Raw genomic sequence first — 22,120 nt, 5'->3', positions numbered from 1 at the left:
GGGACGGCGCCGCGCCTGGCGTCGTCGGTGCCGGATGGCACCCTGGACGTATGCCGGAACTGCCCGAGGTAGAAGCGCTGACGGACTTCCTCACCGAGCACCTGGTCGGCCGCCGGGTGGTGCGGGTGCTGCCCGTCGCCATCAGTGTCCTGAAGACCTACGACCCGCCGGTCACCGCCCTGGAGGGCGCCGAGGTGACGGCCGTGCGCCGGTACGGCAAGTTCCTCGACCTGGAGGCGGACAGCGGGCTGCATCTGGTGACGCACCTCGCCCGCGCGGGCTGGCTGCAGTGGAAGGACCGGCTGCCCGACGGTCCGCCCAAGCCGGGGAAGGGCCCCCTCGCGCTCCGCGTGGCGCTGGAGACCGGCGAGGGTTTCGATCTCACCGAGGCCGGCACCCAGAAGCGCCTCGCGGTGTACGTCGTCGGTGACCCCGGGGAGGTCCCCGGTGTCGCCCGGCTCGGCCCGGACCCGCTCGCCGACGACTTCGACGAGGCCCGCTTCGCCGCGCTCCTGAAGGACGAGAGACGGCAGCTCAAGGGGGCGCTGCGGGACCAGTCCCTGATCGCCGGCGTCGGCAACGCCTACAGCGACGAGATCCTGCACGCCGCGAAGATGTCGCCGTTCAAGCTGGCGGCCTCGCTCACCCCGGACGAGACCCACCACCTCTACGAGGCGCTGCGCACCACGCTCACCGAGGCGGTCGAACGCTCCCGCGGAGTGGCCGCCGGACGCCTGAAGGCCGAGAAGAAGAGCGGCCTGCGGGTGCACGGCCGCACCGGCGAGCCCTGCCCGGTCTGCGGGGACACCATCCGCGAGGTCTCCTTCAGCGACTCCTCGCTGCAGTACTGCCCCACCTGCCAGACGGGCGGCAAGCCCCTGGCGGACCGCCGGCTCTCCCGGCTGCTGAAATGAGGGGCGGGTCAGCGCTGGCTGTTCCGGAAGCCGATCAACACGGCACCCCACCAGCAGATCTGTGACACGAGCGCCGTGCCGGTCGCCCGGCCGAGCAGCCGACGGCCGACGGTCGCGGTCTGCTGCCCGGCCATGCGGCGGCCGAGCAGACCGGCCTGGAGCCCGTTGAGGGTGAGGGCCAGGACCAGGCCGAGCTTGACGCGGGTGAGGAGGGACCCGAGGTCGGGGTTGAGGAGGACGCCGCTGGCCACGAGGCCCGCGAGACCCGCCCAGATGGGGACGTGCAGGCGGTTCGCCGCGTTCAGGGCGTCACGCAGGGTGCACCGGCCGGTCAGCCACAGCAGGGCCTGGTAGTCCGCCGACAGGACGGCTCCGAAGCCGAGCACCAGTGAGGCCAGATGAACGAAGAGGGCCGCGGTGTGCAGGGTGGCGTCGACGCGCACATGGAGCGAGACCCACGCGCAGGCCCAGAGTCCGAGGCTGACGGCGACCGCGGCCGCCGCGACCGTCCACCAGGTGTCGTACAGGTTCACCCGCGGGGCGGACGTCGCCTGGGGGGACGCGGACGGCTCGGGACGTGGCGACGCGGGCACAGAGATCTCCTGGCGGGCTCACAATAAACTGAGGTAAGGCTCACCTAACGTCGATCTCCGGTCAAGTCCTCGTGACGTTATCGGGACTCCAGGGTGACCAGCCGCTCGCCGTCCGCCGTGCGGACCTCGTAGCGGGCGATCTCGTCCGGGTGCATCTGGGCGGCGCCGAGGGTGGTCGTGGGGTGGGTCCCGTTCGCCGGATTGGCCCAGCCGGCGACGACCTGTTCGGTGCCGTCGTCGCCGATCGCGACGAGCCGGCAGACGTGCGAGCCCGACCCGTCCTTCACCTCCAGCCGCAGATCGCTGCCCCAGTCCTCGTCCGCGGTGGTCACCCGGGCCCACACCCCGGTCCGCGGGTCGGTCGCCGCCGTGGTGTGCGCGGTCGGCCGCGCGTGGCCGGAGAAGGCCACGATCCCGGATCCGGCCACGGCCAGCACCACCGAGGCGGCCAGCCCGTACAGCGCCCGGCGCCGGCGTGAGCGGCGGCGCAGCGAGATGTCACCGAGCAGCCGGTCCAGCAGCCGCGGCCCGGCCTGCGCCATGGGGTGCACGAAGCGCGGCGTCGCCCGGCGGTAGAGCAACAGCTGCCGGGCCGTGGGCCCGAACTCGGTCACCTGTGCCGCGCACCGGGGGCACTCCATGAGGTGGTCCTCGAAGCGGAAGGCCTCCGCCTCGTCCAGCACGCCGAGCGCGTACGCGCCGACGTCGCGATGCCGTTCCAGGGACCTCATGCCGAATCCTCGTGCCGAAGGGTATGGGTGGGGTTACTCCTTGCTCCCACCCGTACGCAGCCGACAGCCGAATCACTCAAGCCGCGCACAGAATCCCGGACAAGAGATTCGGAGCGGCCCGGCCCGCGGATTGGTGTGAATTCCGGACGGTTCAGAAGAGGTGGATCGCGAGGTGCCCGAGGGGCAGCCCGAGCCGCCAGGCCGGTGTCCACACCTTCGGCCCGTCGTCCTCGCCGAACACCGCCGGACCGCCCGGAACCGCGTCCAGGTCCGGCGCGAGCAGCTCGGTCTCCTCCAGCCATCGCCAGGCCTCCGCCGCGAGGGCGAGATCCGGCGAGGGTGTGCCGGCACCGGCGTCCCCGGCGGTCAGCTCGGCCATGCGCGTGCGCACCCAGTCCCGCCACGGCTGGTCGTAGGCGGTCAGCGACAGCCAGTTCTCCAGCTGAGAGATCACCCGGATGCCGGACAGCTCCCCGTCGGTGTCGGACAGGAAGACGGTCAGTGCCAGCGCGTCCCGCCCGGCCCGGAACTCGAAGGACGTCGGCGGCATCAGATCGCCGGTGCGCAGCAACTCGTCGGCGATGTACTCGGCGTACAACCAGGCCATGGGGACGGTCAGTTCCCCGCCGCCTGTGCCGTCCGTGCTCTCGTGACCTCTGTGCAGCATCCCTTCCTGCCCTTCCTCCGGTACGTGCGCGTCGCCCGAGCCTCTCGGGATCGCGGTCCCCGCCGCCGCCCGGAACGCGGATGAGGACAGCCCATTGCCCGAACGGGGCCCACAGCAAGGCGCTTTACCGAGGTTTGACCCGGCTCCCGGTTTCAGTGCAGGTCGGCCGCATAACCCGGAAGGACCCGGCGCAGGGCGCGGAGCGCGTAGAACGCGCGAGATTTCACGGTACCGGGTGGAATACCCAGGATCTGCGCCGCTTCCGCCACACTGGCCCCGCGGAAGTACACGAGTACGAGGACGTCACGGTGCTCCGGAGTGAGTGTCTTCACAGCCTCCCGGACGTCCAGCACGGCGGCGGCCCGCTCGGCGTGGTCGGCGGTCACCCGGGCGTCCTCCGGGACCGCGTCGCCGACCTCGGGCGGCCGGGCCTGCCGGGCCCGCCGCGCGTCGATCGCGAGCCGCCGCGCCACGGTCAGCAGCCAGGGCCGTACGGAGTCGAAGGCGTCGGCGTGCAGCGCCTCGGGATGCTGCCAGGCGCGCACCAGCGTCTCCTGGGCGAGGTCCTCGGCGCGCTGCCGGTCCCCGTCGCACAGTCTGAGCAGCAGGGCGAAGAGGGGCCCGCCGTGCTCGCGCTGGAGCGTGGCCAGCTCGTGCTCGGCGGTCGTCGTCCCGTGGGTCGGTGTCGTCGTCCCGCGGATCACTGAGGTTCCGGCCGTCATGGCCGTATGCCAGCGCAGGGCGCCGCCCCGGGAAAGGGGGCGCGCACCGCTCTGCGACGGACGGTCGATCGGGTCGGCGAACGGTCGGCGAACGGTCCGGCAGGGCACCGGACGGGCTAATGAGAGTGCCCGAACCGTTTACGCGGAGGGCCAGCTTCGTACCCATATGCCCGTCATGGCTTGGTCTGTAAATAAGAGGATCCAGGGGTGAGCTGATGATCGGACGCAGACAACAGGTGGCCCTGGCCCTGACCGCCCTTCTCGCGGCGGCGGCCGCCTGCCAGAACCAGGAGCGGCAGCAGACCGCCCGTCCGGCACCCGCCGCCCCGGCACCGGCCGCCCCGGCGGCCCGCGGCTTCACCCTGGTCGCCTCCGGCGACATCCTGCCGCACACCTCGGTCGTCGAACGTGCCTCGTTCGACGCCGGCGGCAACGGCTACGACTTCCGCCCGATGCTCTCCGGGATCGAACCGGACGTCTCCCGCGCCGATCTGGCGCTGTGTCACATGACGACCGTCTACGGCGCCGACGGCGCCTACTCCGGCTCCCCGACGTTCAAGTCACCGCCGCAGATCGCCCAGGCCCTCGCGGTGACGGGCTACGACGGCTGCGCCACCGCCTCGAACCACTCCCTGGACGACGGCGCCGCCGGCATCCGGCGGACCCTCGACGCCCTGGACGCCGCCGGCCTGCGGCATGCCGGCACCGCCCGCACCGAGGCCGAGTCCCGCTCCGTCGCGGTCCACCGGGCCGGCGGGGCCAGGGTCGCCCACCTGGCGTACACCTTCGGCACGAACGGGACTCCGCTGCCCGCCGGGCAGCCCTGGGCCCTCAAGGTGATCGACGCGAACCGGATGATCGCCGACGCCCGCGGTGCCCGCAGGGCCGGCGCCGACGTGGTCGTGGTCTCCGTGCAGTGGGGCACCGAATGGCAGGACGCCCCCGACCGGCTGCAGCTCGACCTGGCCCGGAAGCTCACCGCCGCGGCGACGGGCGGCCGCCCGGACATCGACTTGATTCTCGGCACCCATGCCCACGTCCCGCAGGCGTACGAGAAGGTCAACGGGACCTGGGTGGTCTACGGCATGGGCGACCAGATCGCCGGCGAGATGTTCGACCGCAAGGGCGTCCAGGACCGGCGCGGCAACGAGTCCACCATGGGCCGCTTCACCTTCGCCCCCCCGGCGGCCGCGGGCGGCCGCTGGCGGGTGACCCGGGCCGAGTTCGTCCCGCAGGTGTACGACGTCGACGCCGGCCGCGTCCTCGACGTGAACCGGGCGATCGCCCAGGGTGCCGAGCTGGACGGGGTGCGCGACCGGATCAAGGACGTCGTCCTCAGCCGCGGAGCGGCCGGGGACGGCCTCGTCATGGGGCGGTGATCACTCGGTCGGCCGCTGCCGGGCCAGCGCCGAACGCCGGTAGGAGTAGCTGAAGTAGACCACGCACCCGACCACGAACCACAGGGCGAACCGCACCCAGGTCTGCCACTGGAGGAACGTGATCAGCCAGATCGAGAAGACGACACCCAGCGCGGGCACGAACGGCATCCACGGGGTGCGGAAGGAACGCGGCAGATCGGGCTGTCGGTAGCGCAGCACGATCACCGCCACGCACACCACCACGAACGCCAGCAGGATGCCGATGTTGGTCAGCTCGGCCGCCTCGGCGATCGGCAGGAACCCGGCGATGAGCGCCGAGGCCGCGCCGACGATCCAGGTCACCCGGGTCGGCACGTGCCGCGTCGGGTGCGTCTTGGCGAACCAGCTGGGCAGCAGTCCGTCCCGGGACATCGAGAACCAGACCCGGGTCACGCCCAGCATGAACGTGAACATCACCGTGAGGATGCCGATGATCGCGCCCACCGCGATCACGTCCGCGAGACCGGCCAGGCCCACCGACTTGAACGCCGAGGAGAAGCCGCTCTCCGGGTCGATGTCCTTGTAGTTCTGCATGCCGGTCAGCACCAGACAGGCCGCCACGTACAGCACCATCGAGATCGCCAGCGAGTAGATGATCGCCTTCGGCATGTGCCGCTGGGCGTCCTTCGACTCCTCGGCCGCGGTCGACATGGCGTCGTAGCCGAACACCGCGAAGAACACGGTCGCCGCACCGGTGAACGCCCCGCTGATGCCGAACGGGAAGAACGGGTGGTAGTTCGCCGTGTTGATGTGGAACACGCCCACACCGATCACCAGCAGCACCACCAGCACCTTCAGCGCGACCACGAACGTCTCGAACCGGGCGGCGCTGCGGATGCCCAGGTTCAGCAGCCAGGCGATCAGCAGGCACAGCACCGCGGCGAACAGGTCGACCCGGTGCCCGCTGCCGGTGCCGGGCGCGCCCAGCATCCAGGCGGGCAGGTCCGCGCCCAGTTCCTCCACCAGGAAGCTGAAGTAGCCGGAGATGCCGATGGCCACCACGGCCACGATCGCCGTGTACTCCAGCAGCAGGTCCCAGCCGATGAACCAGCCCGCGAACTCGCCGAGCACGGCATAGCCGTACGTGTACGCCGATCCGGCCTTCGGGATCAGGCCCGCGAACTCGGCGTACGACAGGGCCGCGCAGGCGCTGGCGACACCGGCGATCAGGAACGACACCAGCACCGCAGGGCCGGCCGTGCCGTTGGCCACCGTGCCGGCCAGCGTGAAGATGCCGGCGCCGATGATGCCGCCCACGCCGATGGCCGTGAGCTGCCCGAGACCGAGCGACCGGTCGAGGCGCGGGCCCTCGCCGATCTCTGTCTCCTCGATGTGCTCGATGGGTTTGCGGCGGAGAATCCCCTCACCCGGACGGAGCCTGGCCATGCGCCTCACCTCTTCGCCGACGGCAAACGGCTGACGGCGGATCATGATGTCCCAGGGGCGCTCCGGACGGAAGACGCCACGCACGGCCCGGCAGCGCACCGGGCGCCGGCGTGGCCGTACAACCCGGAGGCTGACCGGACGATCGATGAGCGGCCGAATTCCTCCCATACTGCTTGATCCGGGCCGGTCCCGCCCGATCAGCGCTACGGGACGACCGTCACCGGCCAGCGCCCCGCCTTCACCAGCCGCACCGCCACCGAGCCGATGATCCGGTGGCCCGCCTGCTCCGAGGCACCCACCACCACCGCGTCGGCCTTGAGTTCGTCGGCCGCCTTCACCAGGCCGTTGTACGGGTCCCCGCGGAAGGTGTGGAACTCCCACCGGAGCTCGAATATCCCCCGCACCCGCTCGGTCGCCTCCCGGATGTAGGAGACCAGGTCCTCGGCGATCTCGTCGGTCGTCTCCGCCACCGGCGCCCCCAGCGCCGCGCCGGCCGCGAGCACCGGCTGCACGTACACCACGGCCAGCAGCGCACGCTGCCGCCGGGCCAGACCGCCCGCGTAGGCGGCGGCGCGCAGCGAGGAGTCCGAGCCGTCGACCCCGACCACGATGACCTTGGGGCCGTCCGTGCCCCGCTCGAACTGGTGCGCGTGCTGTTCGTGCTGCTCCGTCACAAACCGAGGCTATCGGAACCTGTGGTTCCCGCCGAGGGCCGGGGCCGCTCGACGGGCGAGCCGCCCGCGCCCTTCCTAGAGTCGGAACCATGACCGCCACCGCCGGGCCGGCCGCCGCCGAGGACGCGACGAGGCCGGTACGACCGCCCACGGGCGGGCGCCTCGGCTGGGTGCCGGAGGCCTTCGCGGCCCTCTTCGCAGCGCTCGGCCTGCTCTGCGCCCTGCTCGCGTTCGTCGCCCCGCTGCGCGTCCTGCTCCGCCCGGTCGTCCGCGCCCTCGACCTGCTGCTGGTCCCGATCAGCGCCAACCTCGCCTACGCCGTCTTCCTGTTCCTGCTGGCCGGCGCCACCGCCGCCCGCAAGAAGGTCGCCTGGTGGCTGGTCGTCGTCTACCTCGGCCTGCTCGTCCTCACCGACGCCCTCGGCGTGGCCCTCGGCCTCTACTCCCAGTCACTGCCGTCGCTGATCCTGTGCGCGCTGCTGCTGCTCCTGCTGGTGGCGGCCCGCGGGGAGTTCTACGCGGCCTCCCGCCGCGGCGCCGTGTGGCGGGCCCTCGGCGTGCTGATCGCCGGCCTCGTCGTGGCGATCCTGGTGGGCTGGGGGCTGGTCTCGCTGTTCCCGGGCACGCTCCCGGCGGGCCAGCACCTGGCCTGGGCGGCCGACCGGGTGTGCGGCGGACTGGTGTCGAACAGCTCCTTCGACGGCCGTCCGCCGCGCGGCGTCACCTTCCTCCTCGGCCTGTTCGGCGCCCTCGCCCTGCTCAACGCCGCCGCCGCGCTGTTCCGTTCCCAGCGCCTGGAGGCCGCCCTGCACGACGACGAGGAGGCCCGCATCCGCGCCCTCCTCGCCGCCTACGGCGAACGCGACTCCCTCGGCTACTTCGCCACCCGCCGCGACAAGGCCGTCGTCTTCTCACCCAGTGGCAAGGCCGCCGTCACCTACCGCGTCGAGGCCGGGGTGTGCCTGGCCAGCGGCGACCCCGTCGGCGACCCGGAGGCCTGGCCGCACGCCATCGGGGCCTGGCTGGACGTGGCCCGCCGGCACGCCTGGGCGCCCGCGGTGATGGGCGCGTCCGAGGACGGCGCCCGCGCCTACGCCCGTGCCGGGCTCGGCGCCCTCCAGCTCGGTGACGAGGCGATCGTCCAGGTGGCGGCCTTCGACCTGAACGGCCGGGACATGCGCGTCACCCGGCAGGCCGTGCACCGCGTCCGCCGCACCGGCGCCACCACCCGCATCCGCCGCCACGCCACCCTCACCGAACACGAGACGGAGGAGGTCGTCCGCAAGGCCGACGCCTGGCGGGACACCGAGACCGAGCGCGGCTTCTCCATGGCCCTGGACCGGCTCGGCGACCCAGCCGACGGCGACTGCCTGCTCGTGGAGGCCCTCGGCGAGGACGGCCGGCTGCTCGCCCTGCTCTCCTTCGTGCCCTGGGGCCGCGACGGCGTCTCCCTGGACCTGATGCGCCGTGACCGGGCCGCGCCCAACGGGGTGATGGAGTTCATGGTCGCCGAACTGTGCGCCGTCGCCCCCAAACTGGGCATCCGCCGGATCTCGCTGAACTTCGCCGCCTTCCGGTCCGTCTTCGAGGAGGGCGCCCGCATCGGCGCGGGACCCGTCCTGCGGCTCTGGCGCCGTCTGCTGCTGTTCTTCTCCCGCTGGTGGCAACTGGAGGCGCTCTACCGCTCCAACGCCAAGTACCGGCCCGAGTGGTACCCGCGGTTCATCTGCTACGGCGAGACCGGGGCCCTCGCCCGCATCGGGCTGGCCTCCGGGATCGCCGAAGGTTTCGTTTCCGTACCGTCGTTGCGCAAACTCTGGGGAAAGGGGCACCCGAAGGCCGGGCAGCGGCCCGCCACCACGGAAGGGCTGCCGTCCCTGACGGCGCTCGGCCTCGACGGAGGGGACCAGGCCGGGCCCGCCGCCCCGGACGCGGGCCTGCCCGACCAGGTCCGCGTCCGGCACCACCGGCTCGACCGGCTGCGCGCCACGGGCACCGATCCCTACCCGGTCGGCGTCCCCGCCCCGACGCACGCCCTCGCCGACGTCCCGCCAGGCGAGGACGTCACCGTCGCCGGACGGGTCATGCTGGTCCGCGACTTCGGCGGCATCGTCTTCGCCGTACTGCGCGACTGGTCCGGCGACCACCAGATCGCCCTCACCCGCGACGACTCCGGCGCCGCACTCGACCGCTTCACCGCCGACACCGACATCGGCGACCACATCACCGCCACCGGCCGCGCGGGGGTGAGCGACCGGGGCGAGCCCACCGTCTTCGTCACCTCCTGGCAGCTCACCGGCAAATGCCTGCGCCCACTGCCCGACAAGCGGCGCGGCCTCACCGACCCCGAGGCCAAGGTCCGACGCCGCTACCTCGACCTCGCCACCAGCCCCGAGGCCCGCGCCGTCCTCCGGGCCCGCTCCGCCGCCGTGCAGGCGCTGCGCCAGGGCCTGCTGGAGCGCGGCTACATCGAGGTCGAGACCCCGATGCTCCAGCAGATCCACGGCGGCGCCAACGCCCGTCCCTTCACCACTCACATCAACGCCTACGACCTCGACCTGTACCTGCGCATCGCCCCCGAGCTGTACCTGAAGCGGCTGTGCGTCGGCGGCCTGGAGAAGGTCTTCGAACTCGGCCGCACGTTCCGCAACGAGGGCGTCTCCTACAAGCACAATCCCGAGTTCACGATGCTGGAGGCCTACCAGGCGCACGCCGACTACGACGTCATGCTCGACCTGGTCCGCGAACTCGTGCAGGGCGCGGCGACCGCCGCCTTCGGCTCCCCGGTGGCCCGCAAGGGCGGCGAGGAGTACGACATCTCCGGGCCGTGGCCCGTGAAGACCGTGTTCGGCGCCCTCTCCGAGGCCCTCGGCGAGGAGATCGGCCCCGGCACCGAACTGCTGCGGCTGCACCGGTTGTGCGACCGCACCGGAGTGCCCTACACCGCCGACGACGGGCCCGGTGACGTGGTGCTGGAGATGTACGAACGGCTCGTCGAGGAACGGACCGGGCTGCCCACCTTCTACAAGGACTTCCCGACCGACGTCTCCCCCCTGACCCGCCAGCACCGCGCCGACCCCCGGCTCGCCGAACGCTGGGACCTCGTCGCCTTCGGCACCGAACTCGGCACGGCCTACTCCGAGCTGACCGATCCGGTCGAACAGCGCCGCCGCCTCACCGAGCAGTCGCTGCTCGCCGCCGGCGGCGACCCCGAGGCCATGGAACTGGACGAGGACTTCCTCCAGGCCCTGGAGTACGCGATGCCCCCGACCGGCGGGCTCGGCATCGGCGTCGACCGGCTCGTCATGTTCCTCACCGGCCTCACCATCCGCGAGACGCTCCCCTTCCCGCTCGTCCGCCACCGGTGACCACCGCCCACTGCGCCGTACGGGTGCATTCCGGCCGCCGCACCGACGGCGTTGCGGTGCGGCGGCGCCCGGCAGGGCGACTGATGGGTCATGCAGAAGGATCACTTGTTCACGCGACGCCGGATGCTCCTCGCCGGCGGCGCCGCCGCGGGGGCCGCGGGCACGGCCGGAGTCGTCCTGGCGGGAGGCGGCGAGGAGACCGCCGGAACCGCGGCGCCCGCCGGGGGCCCGCAGGCCCGTCAGGCCCTCAAGCCGTCCGCCTTCCGGCTCCAGCCGCTCACCGGGTACGGACCGCCGCATGCCGCGCCCCGCAAGCTCAAGGTGCGCAAGGAACCCATCCTGCAGATCTCCGGACGCGGCCGGCGCATGGTGCTGACCTTCGACGACGGCCCGAACCCGGCGTACACCCCGCACATCCTCGACACCCTCGCCAAGTACGACGTGCGGGCCATGTTCTTCGTGTGCGGGGAGTGCGTCGTCGACAACCGGGAACTGCTCGTCCGGATGGCCGACGAGGGCCACGTGGTGGGCAACCACACCTGGACGCACCCGCTGCTGACGACCATGAACCGCAAGGAGATCCGCTCCGAGATGGAGCGCACCAGCGACGTCATCGAGGACACCTACGGCGACCGTCCCCAGTGGTTCCGCGCGCCCTACGGGGCCTGGAACCGGGCCGCCTTCCAGCTCGGCGCCGAGATGGGCATGGAACCGATGGCGTGGACCGTGGACACCACCGACTGGGAGGTGCCCGGCACCGACACCATCATCGACCGGGTGGAGGGCGGCGCCGCACCCGGCGTCGTGGTGCTCTCGCACGACGCGGGCGGGGACCGTTCGCAGACCGTCCGCGCGATCCGGGAATGGCTGCCCTACCTGATCGACTCCGGATACCACCTCACCGTGCCGAGCCGCCGGCCCACCTGAGCCGGCGGCGCGGACCCGGCCCGCCCGGGTGCGGTCCCTCAGGTGACCGCGACCAGGCGGGCGAAGACGACGACGTTGCCGTCGTAGCCGTTCTGCTTCGAGAAGCCGCCGCCGCAGGTGATGACCCGGAGTTCGGGGGTGCCCTTCGAGCCGTAGACCCGGTCGCCCGGGAAGTTGCTCTTCTCGAACACCTCGACCCCGTAGACCTCGAACACCGCGGTCCTGCCGTCCTTGCGCAGGACGTCGACGCGGTTGCCCTTCTTCAGGGCCCCGAGACCGTAGAACACGGCGGGGCCCTGCTTGTTGTCGACATGGCCGACGAGGACGGCGGTGCCCTTCTCGCCGGGAGAGACCGCGCCGGTGAACCAGCCCGCCAGCTTGGGTTCCTCCGGCGGGGGAGCGGCGACCCAGCCGTTCGCGTCCAGCCCGACCGGCATCACCGGCGCGTCGACCTGGATCGCCGGGATCCGCACCCGGTCGACGGCCGCGAAGCCCAGCGTGACGGGCCCGGCGGCGAAGGTCTCCGGAGTCTCGTTCTCGCGGGTGTCCGGCGCAACCGCCGAGGCGGGTTGCGGCGGGCCCACGTCGAACTCCCCGGAGCCGTTCCGGATGAGCGCCAGCCCGGTCAGCAGAGCAAGCGCTATGACGCCCCACGGGGCGCGCTTCCTCCGCCGTTCCTCCTCTGCGACAAGCTCGGACAGCCCGGACGCAGACATTCGCCATCCCCTTTCGACGCGGCCGTCGACACGTCCCATGCGCATGGGAAAACGCTAAGTCCCGCGTCCGCGACGGGCGACGGGGCGACGGGCGAACGGGTGGCGGGGGGCCTTTCCGGTGCGCCATCCGAGTTGCAGCTTCCAGATATTTTCTGATGGCCCGTGACCTGCGATAATTTCCGATTGTGTGGTTTTCGTCCGGCGTGTCGCCTCACCGGGATGGACCATTCTCGACGTGCGGGCGTGTTCCGCGCGTCTGAGGGTCTGTGCGGGAGGTGTTTTCTCGCCGATCGACTCGGGACGGGACCCGGGGCGCCTCCCGCGGAGGATCACATGCGCAACCAACGTGCTCTGGCGACCGCCTGCGCAGCGGTCGCCGTGCTCGGGCTCGCCGCCCCTGTGGCCGTCGCGGACGGCTTGGGCGCCGGGGGCGGCCCGTCCAACGACACCGGAGCCGTCGTCGGCGGCACGGGGACCGGCGTCGGCGGTGTGGGCGTCGGCGGTGTCGGCGTCGGCGGTGTCGGCGGTGTCGGTGGTCTCGGCGTCGGCAATGTCGGGATCGGCACCCTCAACGGGCTCGGCGGCTTCTACGGCAACGGCGTCGGTGGCTTCAACGGCAACGGCAACGGCCTCGGCGGCTTCAACGGCACCGGTCACTTCGACGGCCACTTCAACGGCAACATCAGCGGCAACGGCAACTTCAACAGCAACGGCCGGGGTGACAACTTCGGCAACGGGCGGGGTGACAACTTCGGCAACGGCCGCGGCGACGACTTCGGCAACGGCCGGGGTGACAACTTCGGCAACGGCCGGGGTGACAACTTCGGCAACGGCCGCGGCGACGACTTCGGCAACGGTCCGGGAGGCGACTTCGGCGGCCGGGGCGACGGCAACCCGCGCAACATCGTCGCCACCCCCAGCGTGATCGCCGCCGGAGGGCGGCTCACCGTCACCGTGAACGGCTGCCGGAACGGCACGATGACGTCCCGGGCCTTCGGCAGCGCCCCGCTGACGCCGCTCCGCGACGACACCGCACGGGGCGTCGCCAACGTCTTCCGGGACGCCCGGCCCGGCCGGTACGACATCACCGTCCGCTGCGACGGCCGCACCCTGACCCGTCCGAACGCGTTCACCGTCCTCGGCGGCGTGCAGGGCGGTTTCGGCGGGAGCCGGATCACCGGCGCGGCACCCCAGGACATGGCCATCGGCGGAGCCCTGGTCGGCATGGCCCTGGTCGGCGGCGGCGCGTTCGTGCTGCGTCGCCGCCAGGAGAAGCGCGTCTGAGCGCCCCGGTGCCGGTCGAGCGGCACGGCGCGGCGCCTGACGGGCAGGCCTTCGCCCCCGGACCCTCGTGGGAACCGGGGGCGAAGGCCTGCCGCGGCGGCCGGGCCGCCGTGGACCCGGGGGCCTATGAGGTGATGGCCGGGAACAGGTTGAGGAACGGATCCGCGGTCACCGCGATGCCCCGGCTGTAGGGGGCGTCCAGGTCCCAGATGAGGAACAGCATGAACGCGATCGTGGCGGAGAACAGCCCGGCCAGCACCAGTTCGCGGGTGGTGCGCCGGATCTGCAGGGCGAACACCATGCCGATGGTGATGACGGCTCCCGCGAGGAGCCCCCACCACACCACCGGCGGCATGGTGGGTCCGGTGGAGCCGGCGCGTGCGTTGCGGGCCTGGTCGGCGGTTGCCAGCTGGTCCAGCAGCGGCTGGTACGCCTGCGCCTCGAAGTCGTTGCGGGGCTGGTAGTCGGTCACGTCCTGGCGGACCTTCTGGAGCAGTTCGGTACCGCGGTCCGTGACCTGCTCGTCGTCCGCCATCGCCTTCCACTCGGTGTGCACGACGTACGAGACGTAGGCGTCGAGGTCGTCCCGGATGCGGTCACGGACGTCCGGCGGGTAGACCCGGACGCGCTCCGAGATCTCGTGCAGCGCCTGGGCCTCGTTCTGCACGTAGTCCTGGGCGGCGCTGCGGGCCTCCCACACCCCGGCGATGGCCAGCCCCAGGACGATGGCGTACACGACGCCGATCCACATGGTCATGTACTCGATGACGTCCGGGGTCTCGCTGGGGTCCTCGTCGTCGGGGGCCCTCTTGTGCCGTACGAGGGTCACGACGACCACCACGGCGCAGGCCCCCAGCATCGCGAGGACGAGAACAAGCCAATCCGACAACAGGTACCTCCGGAAGTGAGCGGGCCGGCGCGTCAGCGCGGGCGCAGCGCCGCGACGGCGACGATCGCGGGAACGGTGATGAGCAGGACGTAGGTGACCGGTGTGGTGTGACCGGGGGCGGGGCGGCCGACCGGGTGGGGGTGGTACGCCGGGTAGCTCACCGGGGTCGCCGACGGCCGCGGTGCGGGCTTCGGCCTGGGTTTCGGCTTCGGCGCGGGGGCCGGCGGTGGCGGGGGAGGGGGCGTCGGCCGGGCGGCCGGCGGGGCCGGTGCGGGCTTGACGGGCGGCGCGGGCCTGGGAGTCGGCCTGGGCTTCGGCGTCGGTTCGGGTGTCGGCCGCGGTTTCGGCGTCGGCTTCGGCGGTGGCGGCGGGGGTGGAGGCGGGGGTGGAGGCGGCGTCGGCGTCGGGGTGGGCGTTGGCGGGCACGGCGGCGGTGTCGGCTCCGGGCAGGGCGGTGGCGTCGGCCAGTGGTGGCCGCCGGCGTAGGCGACCGCCACGGTGCCGTCGGGGCCCGTCGAGGCGTACGCGCAGGCGTCGGCCGACGCGCTGCCGACCGGACAGCCCACCAGGGTCCAGGTCAGCGTCAGCAGCGCCAACGCCCTTGCGACGGGCGCGCGTCGGGTCACTTCGGGTCCATGCACGACGGAGATCATGGGTTGTGACACGCGGCCGTACGCCGTAAGTCGGCCGGATTGCTCCGAAAGAGGGGCGTCATGCGATCAATGGTTTGACATGACGAAGTTTCCGACTGTCCCGATACGTATGCCTGTACGGGGCCGGACCGAGGGCGTGCGGCACGGCGCCCGGAAGAAAAACCCGAAGAACTTCCCGCCGTGTTGAACGCCCGCGCCCCTTTGCCGCGTACCCATGGCTGTGCGGCGGCGCAGTAAAGGTCTGCAGGGCGCTGCGAAATCCAGGCGATGATGGGGAGTTGACGATGAAGACCTCCTGGCGGGCCGCCTCACTGGTGGCCACGGCCGCTTCGGTGCTGGCGCTGACGACGGCGTGCGGTCAGGACAAGGCGACCACTCCCGCGGCTTCGGCCCAGAACGTCGGGGCCACGGCCGCGGCGGACGGCTACGGCAACCCGGGCAGCGGGACCACGACCGGCGCGGGCAACGGCTACGGTGCCGACGGCAACCAGGCCTCCGACTCCGGGGCCAAGGCCGTCCCCGCGGGCAAGCTGACCGTGTCCGACAACGCCGATCTGGGCAAGGTGCTGACCGACGGTTCCGGCCTCACCCTGTACCGGTTCGACAAGGACACCGCGAACCCGCCCAAGACGAACTGCGACGGCGACTGCGCCACCACCTGGCCGCCGGTGCCCGCCGACGACGCCACCGCGGGCGCCGGCATCGACAAGGCGCTGCTCGGCGAGGTCACCCGCCCCGACGGCAGCAAGCAGCTCACCATCGGCGGCTGGCCCGCCTACCGCTACGCCAAGGACGTCAACCCCGGAGACGTCAACGGCCAGGGCGTGGGCGGCAAGTGGTACGCGCTCGCCCCGAACGGCAAGAAGGCCTCCCTGTCCTCGCTGCCGGGCCTCTCCGTGCGCAAGGACGCCAAGCTCGGGGACGTCGTCGTCGACAAGAACGGCATGACGGTCTACCGCTTCATGAAGGACCAGGCCTGGCCGAAGTCGGTCTCCAACTGCCTCGGCGCCTGCCTGGAGAAGTGGCCGGCGGTCGCCCCCGTCAGCGCCGACGACACCAAGGGCGTCAAGAAGAAGGGCCTCATGCCCTTCACCCGCTCCGACGGCAAGAAGCAGATGTCGGTCAACTGCTGGCCGATCTACACCTTCTCCGGGGACAAGGCCCCCGGCGACACCAACGGTCAGGGCGTGGGCGGTACGTGGTACGCCGTCTCGCCCGACGGCAAGCCGGTCGGCGCGCCGGGCAACTAGATCACCTCCCCAGGGTCGATCGCCCCGCCCGACCGGCGCGCGACCGAAGGTCCGCCCCCTCCGCACCGCACGGAGGGGGCGGACCGTTGTCCGGGGTGCGGACGGCCGGGGTGTGGACGGATGTGGGGTGTTCGTACCGGGCTCCGGCCCGTACGGGCGATATGGCGTCGGATGTCGGCGGACGGTCACGCAGCGGGGTCGGCCGGGCACTTGCCGCAGGCAGTGACCGGGAACGGACGGTCAATTTCCGTTTCAGGTCGCTCCTTTGGCGGGCGATCAGTAGCCTCAGCTCGAACACCGGATCGCCTACGTCCGCCGTCCACGCCTTGGAGAGTTACATGGAGCGTCCCGCCTGGGCACCACGGAGCATCGACATCTCCGTGCCGAGCGTTTCGCGGATCTACGACTACTACCTGGGCGGTTCGCACAACTTCGAGGTCGACCGGGAAGCGGCCCGCAAGGCCATGGAGTACCTGCCGGGCCTGCCGAAGATCATGCAGGCCAACCGGGCGTTCATGCGCCGGGCCGTGCGGTTCGCGGCAAGCGAGGGCATCAGCCAGTTCCTCGACATCGGCTCCGGCATCCCCACCTTCGGCAACGTCCACGAGGTGGCGCGGACGGCCGTACCGGACGCCCGGGTCGTCTACGTCGACCACGACCCGGTCGCCGTCGCGCACAGCGAGGCGGTCCTGGCGGGCAACGACGCCGCGGACGTGGTCGCGGCGGACCTGCGCAAGCCGCAGGAGATCCTCACGAATCCGCGCGTGGAGCGGCTGATCGACCTGAATCGGCCAGTGGCACTCCTTCTCGTTGCCATACTTCACTTCGTGGAAGACGCGGACGACCCGTACAGTGCGGTGGCCGAGCTGCGCGAGGCACTCGCGCCCGGCAGCCTGCTGATCCTCACCCATGCCTCGTACGAGGGAATCCCGTTGCCCGCCGAGCGGGCCGAGGGCGCGGTGGACGTGTACAAGGACATTCGCAACCCGCTGATCATGCGATCGCGCGACGAGATCGCGCGGTTCTTCGAGGGGTACGACATGGTGGAACCCGGACTGGTGCAGATGCCGCACTGGCGCCCGGAGTCGGCACCGGAGGACGAGGATCCGTTCGCCTTCTCCGGATTCGCCGGCGTGGGGCGTTCGGCGTGAGCGCGGAACCGGACGGGCCGGAGGACAGACTGCGCCGGCTGACGACGATCTGGAGCCGGGCGGTCTTCCCGGTGACCTCGACGTCGCTCACCCGCGTCGAGTTCGAGGAGCGCCTGCTGCCCCTGGCACGCCGGTTGAGCGAGCTGCTGCGGGCCCGCGCCCTCGACGCGGACGCCGCGAAGGCGGTCGGCGCCGCTCTGGTGGCGGCCCACTGCACCGACCCCGAGGCGCTCAGCCGCACCCTCGACTGCGTCGACGCCTACCTGGTCCTGTACTGCGGCGAGGACGGCCCCCAGGACGAACTGCGCGTGCGCTCCTCGCGGTTGCAGCACGCGATGGCCGCCGGCTACGCCCGGGCACTGCGCGAGCGGACCCTCGCCGAACAGGAGGCCATCGCCCAGGCCGCGTTGGCCGCGCAGGGAGCCGTGGCCCAGGCGCTGCACGCGAGCGAGGCACGCTTCCGCGCCGTCTTCGAGGGCGCGGCCATAGGGATCGGCATCGCCGACCTGGACGGCAACGTCCTCCAGGTCAACGAGGCGCTGCTGCGCATGTTCGGGCTGCCCGAGAACTCGCTGCGCGGCCGGCGGGTGCTGGAGTGGACCCACCCCGAGGACGCCCCGCAGACGTGGAGGCTCTACGAGGAGCTCGTGCGGGGCGAGCGCGAGCACTACCACGTGGAGAAGGCCTTCAACCGGCCCGACGGCACGGTGCTGTGGACCAATCTGACGGTGTCCCTGCTCCGTGACGCCGACGGCGAGCCCCAGTACCAGCTGGCCCTCATGGAGGACACCACGGAGCGACGCCTGCTCAACCTCAGGCTGCGCTACGAGGCCACGCACGACGCACTCACCGGACTGCCCAACCGCACCCTGTTCTTCGAGCGGCTGGAGAAGGCCCTCGGGGGCGCCGCTGAGGGCCAGCGCTTCGGGCTGTGCTACCTCGACCTCGACGGCTTCAAGACCGTCAACGACAGCCTCGGTCACGCGGCCGGCGACCGGCTGCTGGTGGAGGTCGCCGACCGGCTCCAGTCCTGCGCGACCGCGCCCGGCGAGATGGTCGCCCGGCTCGGCGGCGACGAGTTCGTGGCCCTGACCACCGGCCCCGGCACCGAGCGCGAGGTCGACGAGCTCGCCGAGCGGATCATGAACGCGCTGGTCACCCCGATCAGCATCGACGGCCGGGACCTGCTGGTCCGCGGCAGCCTCGGCATCGTCGAGGGCCCGGCGGGCGAGCGCACCGCGGCCGAGGTGCTGCGCAGCGCCGACATCACCATGTACCGGGCCAAGTCCGCGGGCGGCAACCGCTCCGAACTGGCCGATCCCGAGGCCGACGCCCGCGTGATCACCCGCCACGGGCTCACCACCGCCCTGCCCACCGCCCTGGAACGCGGTGAGTTCTTCATCGAGTACCAGCCGCTCGTGCACCTCGGCGACGGCAGCGTCCGCGGTGCCGAGGCCCTGGTCCGCTGGCTGCACCCGCAGCACGGCGTGCTCGGCCCCGACCGCTTCATCCCGCTCGCCGAACACACCGGCCTGATCGTGCCGCTGGGCCGCTGGGTCCTGGAGGAGTCCATCCGGCAGGCCCGCGCCTGGCGCGAGCGCCACGGTGCGGACACGGGCGCCGGGCCCCTGCGCATCAACGTCAACCTGTCCCCGTGCCAGCTCAGCCATCCGGGCCTGGTCCAGGACACCGTCGACATCCTCGAACGCGCGGGTGTCACCCCGGAAGCCCTGTGCCTGGAGGTCACCGAGTCCGCGCTGATCGGCGCCGACGACGAACTGCTCAAACCCCTGCGCCGGCTCGCGGAGATGGGTGTCGACATCGCCCTGGACGACTTCGGCACCGGCTACTCGAACCTGGCGAACCTCCGCCGGCTGCCGGTCAGCGTCCTGAAGCTGGACCGCTCCTTCACCCAGGGCATGCAGCAGTTCCCCGCCGATCCGGTCGACCTGAAGATCGTCGAGGGCATCGTCTCCCTCGCCCACAGCCTCGACCTCGCGGTGACGGTGGAGGGCGTCGAAACCGGTGCCCAGGCCGAGCAGTTGCGGATACTGGGCTGCGACACGGCCCAAGGCTGGTACTACGCCCGGCCGGGACCGCCGGAACGGCTGCACGAGCTGGCGCTGGTGGACGCGACGGGCTGACGGCCGCTCCAACGGGGTACGACTACGGCGGGCGGGCCGCGACCGCGCCCGCCACGCGTCGTTGACCGTAACCGAGGACGGAGGGCCGGATGACGGATCGCTCGGTCGACGCATTACGCGCCGAGGTGGCCCGGTTGGAGGCACGCCACGGTTTCCGGGAGCTCGAGACCACGGCGGCCCGCCACGATCTGGCCGGCGCCCTGCACGAGTCGGGGCAGCTGATCGAGGCGGTGGAGCAGTACTCGCTCGCCTGGGACGGGTTCGCGCGCCGCTTCGGCTCCTCGCACCTGTTCACCCTCACCTGCCTGAACAACCTCGCCCTGGTGCTGCGGGACCTGCGCCGCTGGGACGAGGCGCTGAATCTCTTCGGCCAGGTGCACGGCGAGCGCGCCGCCATGCTGGGGCCCGCGCACCCGCTGACGCTGAACGCGGCCAACAACTTCCTGAGCGTGCTCGTGCGCAAGGGCGACCTGACCGCCGCGGCCGACGAGTACCCCGCGTTCGTCGACGCCTGCGAGCACACCTTCGGTCCCGAGGACGGCACGACACAGGCCGTACGGCGGGACTACGCCGACGTGCTGCGCCGGCTCGGCCGGCACGAGGAGGTCGTCCGGGTCCTGGGCACGTCCGCGGTGTGGCCGGTCGGCCGGGTGCTCATCGGCTGCGCCCGGCTGCTGCGCTACACGGCCCTGTTCCCCGTGGCGATGACGGCGAGCCGCTACGGCGCCGAACTGACGCTCGGTGTGCACGCCGGCGCCCGCACGGACATGGGCGCCGGACGCGAGCTGCGCGACGACGACCTCGGCATCCTCTGTGCCGTGGTCGACCCGCGGGACCTGCCCGAGCCGTACGACCCCGCCGAGGATCTGCGGGCCACGGCGGACGAGGTGGCGGACGCGCTGGGCGCGCTGGGGGAGCACCTGGCGGAGGCGGACCTGGAGCTGGGGGAGGGACGGCTGCGGGTACGGGTGTTCGTGCACCACGCGCACTGGCCGCGGCTCAGCGCGCCGCCGTCGCTGACGGTCGACCGCAGGCTGATGTCCGCGCGCGACCGCACCCGGCACGACCGTCTGATCCGCTCCGTCCCGCATCACCCGGACCAGGAACCGGCCGTCCGCCGCGGCCTCCTGGGCTTCCGGGAGGGCTTCTCGATCCGCCTGACCGCCGCGCCAAGGGTCACCGTCTCCACGACCGCCGGACTGGACACCCGTCCGGCGCCGACCTCGTCCGAGGCGTGAGGGAGGCCGGGCCGGGGCGTCAGGGGTGGAGGAAACAGGCCGGCGCCGCCGTGCCTCAGTCGCCGAATCGGGACAGGTCCGTGCGGTCCTTGCGGAGCAGGCTGGTCGCCGTGTCGCCTTCAGCCGGACCCAGCCGGCCCGGGCAGTCGATGCCCAACTGCACCACCAGATCGCGGCCGTAGAGGTCGACGGCGGCCTCCACGAGGTCGGCCTGCACGCCGACGGCGAGCCGGGCGCGGTGACGGGCGGCGATCAGGACCCCGGCGGCGAGAACGGCGGCCGGCCACCACACCGCGGCCAGCGGCAGATACAGCAGGCCCCAGCCCATGAGCCGGGCGCCGGCCCCGACACCGGCCCGCGCCTCGGAGAGCTCCGCGCGTGCCGCGTCCGGCACCAGCAGCCACAACCGCGGCCAGGCGGCCGTCAGATCCAGGTGGTAGGTGTCGTGCACCCGCTCGTCCACGGCGTACAGACGGTCCCCCATCCAGGTCGGCCGGGAGGCGGGCTCCGGGCATATCGCGTCGCGTCGCGCGATCGCCGCCCGCAGCGCCTGCGCCGTAGGCGGGGTACCGCCGGACGCCGTGAACTCCCGCAGCGCGGCGGCCACCCGCTCCTCGGCCCGTTGCCAGCGCCGTCCGCGGGAGGCGGCCAGCGTGCGCAGCAGCGGCTCCTCGCCGGAGGCCCACCACACCCGCTCCACGAGCTGGGCCGCCGCCGCGGCGGCCAGACCGGCGGCGGCCGAGACGGCCGTGAACCCGGCGGCGCCGATCAGCACGGTCCCGAAGCGGCCGCTGGCCGGAGCGGCGGCGACGGAGTCCAGCCAGGCGGTCAGCACCCCGGCGTCGAGCGCGTGCCCGTGGCCGAGCAGCACCGCGACGGCAGCGGTGGACACGTAGAAGGCACCCGGCAGGACGAGCAGCGCCGCCCAGCGGCCCGCCATCTGCTTGCCCAGTTCGGCGAGGACCGTGATCACAGCCGGATCTTCCGGGGGACCAGCGGGGTGCCGGTCAGTGCGCACGCGGGCGGCGGGGTCCGCGACCCGCGCTGCCGCTCCTGCGGTTCGAGACGCGAGCAGGACGCCTCGGCCGGGCAGCCCCACACCGTGACCACGGGATGGGCGCGCCCGCCCCGCAGCGGCTCGAAGCCGCGCGGCCCCACCGTGAGCCCGTCGATGCCGTGCCGGGCGAAGGCGTCGTCCAGGGCGTCCAGGTCCGCGGTGACCGCGGCGGTGCGACTGCCCGCCCGGGCGGCCTGGCCCAGCCGGGTCAGCGCCTCGCCCACGCCGTAGCGTTCGGCCCGCTCCCGCAGCCCGTCGTCCCCCGCCTGCGCGCACAGCCGCGCCAGCCGCTCCGCGATCTCGTCCATCGACGGCTCCTCGAACTCCCTCGCGCCACA

The 22,120-nt window shown here is 72.4% G+C and carries 20 protein-coding genes; 9 read left to right on the top strand and 11 right to left on the bottom strand.

Features of this window, described 5'->3' with window-relative positions:
- The first annotated feature begins 50 nt into the window (after positions 1-50).
- Positions 51-914, top strand: coding sequence for an Fpg/Nei family DNA glycosylase (locus tag BLW57_RS06490; RefSeq protein WP_093472808.1), 864 nt, complete (start codon positions 51-53; stop codon positions 912-914).
- Positions 915-922: 8 nt separating this feature from the next.
- Here BLW57_RS06490 and BLW57_RS06485 read toward each other — a convergent pair whose 3' ends face one another.
- The 4 genes from BLW57_RS06485 to BLW57_RS06470 form a co-directional block, all read right to left on the bottom strand.
- The gene (locus tag BLW57_RS06485) at positions 923-1,507 is read right to left on the bottom strand and encodes a hypothetical protein (protein WP_218138112.1); all 585 of its coding nucleotides are present in this window, start codon (positions 1,505-1,507) and stop codon (positions 923-925) included.
- Between the two features lie 77 nt (positions 1,508-1,584).
- The gene (locus BLW57_RS06480; RefSeq protein WP_093472806.1) at positions 1,585-2,238 is read right to left on the bottom strand and encodes a zf-HC2 domain-containing protein; all 654 of its coding nucleotides are present in this window, start codon (positions 2,236-2,238) and stop codon (positions 1,585-1,587) included.
- Between the two features lie 151 nt (positions 2,239-2,389).
- The gene (locus BLW57_RS06475; RefSeq protein ID WP_093472805.1) at positions 2,390-2,905 is read right to left on the bottom strand and encodes a hypothetical protein; all 516 of its coding nucleotides are present in this window, start codon (positions 2,903-2,905) and stop codon (positions 2,390-2,392) included.
- 152 nt (positions 2,906-3,057) lie between these two features.
- Positions 3,058-3,627: a sigma-70 family RNA polymerase sigma factor gene (locus BLW57_RS06470; RefSeq protein ID WP_093472803.1), complete on the bottom strand. Its 570-nt coding sequence runs from the start codon at positions 3,625-3,627 to the stop codon at positions 3,058-3,060.
- Positions 3,628-3,842: 215 nt separating this feature from the next.
- On the opposite strand from BLW57_RS06470, the gene BLW57_RS06465 reads away from it, so the two are divergent.
- Positions 3,843-5,006, top strand: a complete 1,164-nt coding sequence (locus BLW57_RS06465) for a CapA family protein (RefSeq protein WP_093472802.1) — start codon at positions 3,843-3,845, stop codon at positions 5,004-5,006.
- Here the strand turns inward: BLW57_RS06465 and BLW57_RS06460 are convergent, their stop codons facing one another.
- Both BLW57_RS06460 and BLW57_RS06455 read right to left on the bottom strand, forming a co-directional pair.
- Positions 5,007-6,431: an APC family permease gene (locus BLW57_RS06460; RefSeq protein WP_093472800.1), complete on the bottom strand. Its 1,425-nt coding sequence runs from the start codon at positions 6,429-6,431 to the stop codon at positions 5,007-5,009.
- A 203-nt stretch (positions 6,432-6,634) separates the two neighbouring features.
- Entirely contained in the window at positions 6,635-7,105 is a 471-nt protein-coding gene (locus BLW57_RS06455; protein WP_093472799.1) for a universal stress protein, read from the bottom strand.
- A gap of 89 nt (positions 7,106-7,194) precedes the next feature.
- Between BLW57_RS06455 and lysX the strand changes: the two genes are divergently transcribed.
- Together lysX and BLW57_RS06445 are read left to right on the top strand one after the other, a co-directional pair.
- Positions 7,195-10,473: a bifunctional lysylphosphatidylglycerol synthetase/lysine--tRNA ligase LysX gene (gene lysX / locus BLW57_RS06450; RefSeq protein ID WP_093472797.1), complete on the top strand. Its 3,279-nt coding sequence runs from the start codon at positions 7,195-7,197 to the stop codon at positions 10,471-10,473.
- 90 nt (positions 10,474-10,563) lie between these two features.
- The gene (locus tag BLW57_RS06445) at positions 10,564-11,400 is read left to right on the top strand and encodes a polysaccharide deacetylase family protein (RefSeq protein WP_093472796.1); all 837 of its coding nucleotides are present in this window, start codon (positions 10,564-10,566) and stop codon (positions 11,398-11,400) included.
- A 38-nt stretch (positions 11,401-11,438) separates the two neighbouring features.
- Here BLW57_RS06445 and BLW57_RS06440 read toward each other — a convergent pair whose 3' ends face one another.
- Entirely contained in the window at positions 11,439-12,116 is a 678-nt protein-coding gene (locus BLW57_RS06440) for a class F sortase (protein ID WP_093472794.1), read from the bottom strand.
- Between the two features lie 333 nt (positions 12,117-12,449).
- Here BLW57_RS06440 and BLW57_RS43025 point away from each other — a divergent pair, with 333 nt between their 5' ends.
- On the top strand, positions 12,450-13,400 hold the full coding sequence (locus tag BLW57_RS43025) for an LPXTG cell wall anchor domain-containing protein (RefSeq protein WP_101377092.1): 951 nt from the start codon (positions 12,450-12,452) through the stop codon (positions 13,398-13,400).
- 124 nt (positions 13,401-13,524) lie between these two features.
- Here BLW57_RS43025 and BLW57_RS06425 read toward each other — a convergent pair whose 3' ends face one another.
- Both BLW57_RS06425 and BLW57_RS42140 read right to left on the bottom strand, forming a co-directional pair.
- Positions 13,525-14,289 (bottom strand): bestrophin-like domain, encoded by a 765-nt coding sequence (locus BLW57_RS06425; RefSeq protein WP_093472793.1) that lies wholly within the window; start codon positions 14,287-14,289, stop codon positions 13,525-13,527.
- A gap of 32 nt (positions 14,290-14,321) precedes the next feature.
- The gene (locus BLW57_RS42140; protein ID WP_256339405.1) at positions 14,322-14,450 is read right to left on the bottom strand and encodes a hypothetical protein; all 129 of its coding nucleotides are present in this window, start codon (positions 14,448-14,450) and stop codon (positions 14,322-14,324) included.
- Positions 14,451-15,226: 776 nt separating this feature from the next.
- Here BLW57_RS42140 and BLW57_RS06415 point away from each other — a divergent pair.
- The 4 genes from BLW57_RS06415 (at position 15,227) to BLW57_RS06400 (ending at position 20,725) form a co-directional block, all read left to right on the top strand.
- On the top strand, positions 15,227-16,192 hold the full coding sequence (locus BLW57_RS06415) for an SCO0930 family lipoprotein (protein WP_093472791.1): 966 nt from the start codon (positions 15,227-15,229) through the stop codon (positions 16,190-16,192).
- 338 nt (positions 16,193-16,530) lie between these two features.
- Positions 16,531-17,343 carry an SAM-dependent methyltransferase gene (locus tag BLW57_RS06410; protein ID WP_093472790.1) on the top strand — a complete coding sequence of 271 codons (813 nt, stop codon included), beginning with the start codon at positions 16,531-16,533 and terminating at the stop codon, positions 17,341-17,343.
- Complete coding sequence (locus BLW57_RS06405; RefSeq protein WP_093472788.1) at positions 17,340-19,487, top strand: putative bifunctional diguanylate cyclase/phosphodiesterase; 2,148 nt, start codon at positions 17,340-17,342, stop codon at positions 19,485-19,487. The genes BLW57_RS06410 and BLW57_RS06405 overlap by 4 nt, the downstream gene beginning before the upstream one ends.
- 89 nt (positions 19,488-19,576) lie before the next feature.
- Complete coding sequence (locus tag BLW57_RS06400; RefSeq protein WP_093472786.1) at positions 19,577-20,725, top strand: tetratricopeptide repeat protein; 1,149 nt, start codon at positions 19,577-19,579, stop codon at positions 20,723-20,725.
- 55 nt (positions 20,726-20,780) lie between these two features.
- Here the strand turns inward: BLW57_RS06400 and BLW57_RS41290 are convergent, their stop codons facing one another.
- Both BLW57_RS41290 and BLW57_RS06390 read right to left on the bottom strand, forming a co-directional pair.
- Positions 20,781-21,698, bottom strand: a complete 918-nt coding sequence (locus BLW57_RS41290; protein ID WP_093472784.1) for a hypothetical protein — start codon at positions 21,696-21,698, stop codon at positions 20,781-20,783.
- Positions 21,695-22,090 carry a hypothetical protein gene (locus BLW57_RS06390; protein ID WP_093472782.1) on the bottom strand — a complete coding sequence of 132 codons (396 nt, stop codon included), beginning with the start codon at positions 22,088-22,090 and terminating at the stop codon, positions 21,695-21,697. The genes BLW57_RS41290 and BLW57_RS06390 overlap by 4 nt, the downstream gene beginning before the upstream one ends.
- Positions 22,091-22,120 lie beyond the last annotated feature (30 nt).

The organism is Streptomyces sp. 1222.5, assembly GCF_900105245.1.
GTDB lineage: Bacteria > Actinomycetota > Actinomycetes > Streptomycetales > Streptomycetaceae > Streptomyces > Streptomyces albidocamelliae.
This window is presented reverse-complemented; position numbering and strand designations above follow the sequence as displayed.

Coding starts and splice junctions, on each gene's coding strand:
- BLW57_RS06490 (WP_093472808.1), top strand. CDS start 51: ATGCCGGAACTGCCCGAGGTAGAAGCGCTGACGGACTTCCTCACCGAG.
- BLW57_RS06480 (WP_093472806.1), bottom strand. CDS start 2,238: ATGAGGTCCCTGGAACGGCATCGCGACGTCGGCGCGTACGCGCTCGGC.
- BLW57_RS06475 (WP_093472805.1), bottom strand. CDS start 2,905: ATGCTGCACAGAGGTCACGAGAGCACGGACGGCACAGGCGGCGGGGAA.
- BLW57_RS06470 (WP_093472803.1), bottom strand. CDS start 3,627: ATGACGGCCGGAACCTCAGTGATCCGCGGGACGACGACACCGACCCAC.
- BLW57_RS06465 (WP_093472802.1), top strand. CDS start 3,843: ATGATCGGACGCAGACAACAGGTGGCCCTGGCCCTGACCGCCCTTCTC.
- BLW57_RS06460 (WP_093472800.1), bottom strand. CDS start 6,431: ATGGCCAGGCTCCGTCCGGGTGAGGGGATTCTCCGCCGCAAACCCATC.
- lysX (WP_093472797.1), top strand. CDS start 7,195: ATGACCGCCACCGCCGGGCCGGCCGCCGCCGAGGACGCGACGAGGCCG.
- BLW57_RS06445 (WP_093472796.1), top strand. CDS start 10,564: ATGCAGAAGGATCACTTGTTCACGCGACGCCGGATGCTCCTCGCCGGC.
- BLW57_RS06440 (WP_093472794.1), bottom strand. CDS start 12,116: ATGTCTGCGTCCGGGCTGTCCGAGCTTGTCGCAGAGGAGGAACGGCGG.
- BLW57_RS43025 (WP_101377092.1), top strand. CDS start 12,450: ATGCGCAACCAACGTGCTCTGGCGACCGCCTGCGCAGCGGTCGCCGTG.
- BLW57_RS06415 (WP_093472791.1), top strand. CDS start 15,227: ATGAAGACCTCCTGGCGGGCCGCCTCACTGGTGGCCACGGCCGCTTCG.
- BLW57_RS06410 (WP_093472790.1), top strand. CDS start 16,531: ATGGAGCGTCCCGCCTGGGCACCACGGAGCATCGACATCTCCGTGCCG.
- BLW57_RS06400 (WP_093472786.1), top strand. CDS start 19,577: ATGACGGATCGCTCGGTCGACGCATTACGCGCCGAGGTGGCCCGGTTG.
- BLW57_RS06390 (WP_093472782.1), bottom strand. CDS start 22,090: ATGGACGAGATCGCGGAGCGGCTGGCGCGGCTGTGCGCGCAGGCGGGG.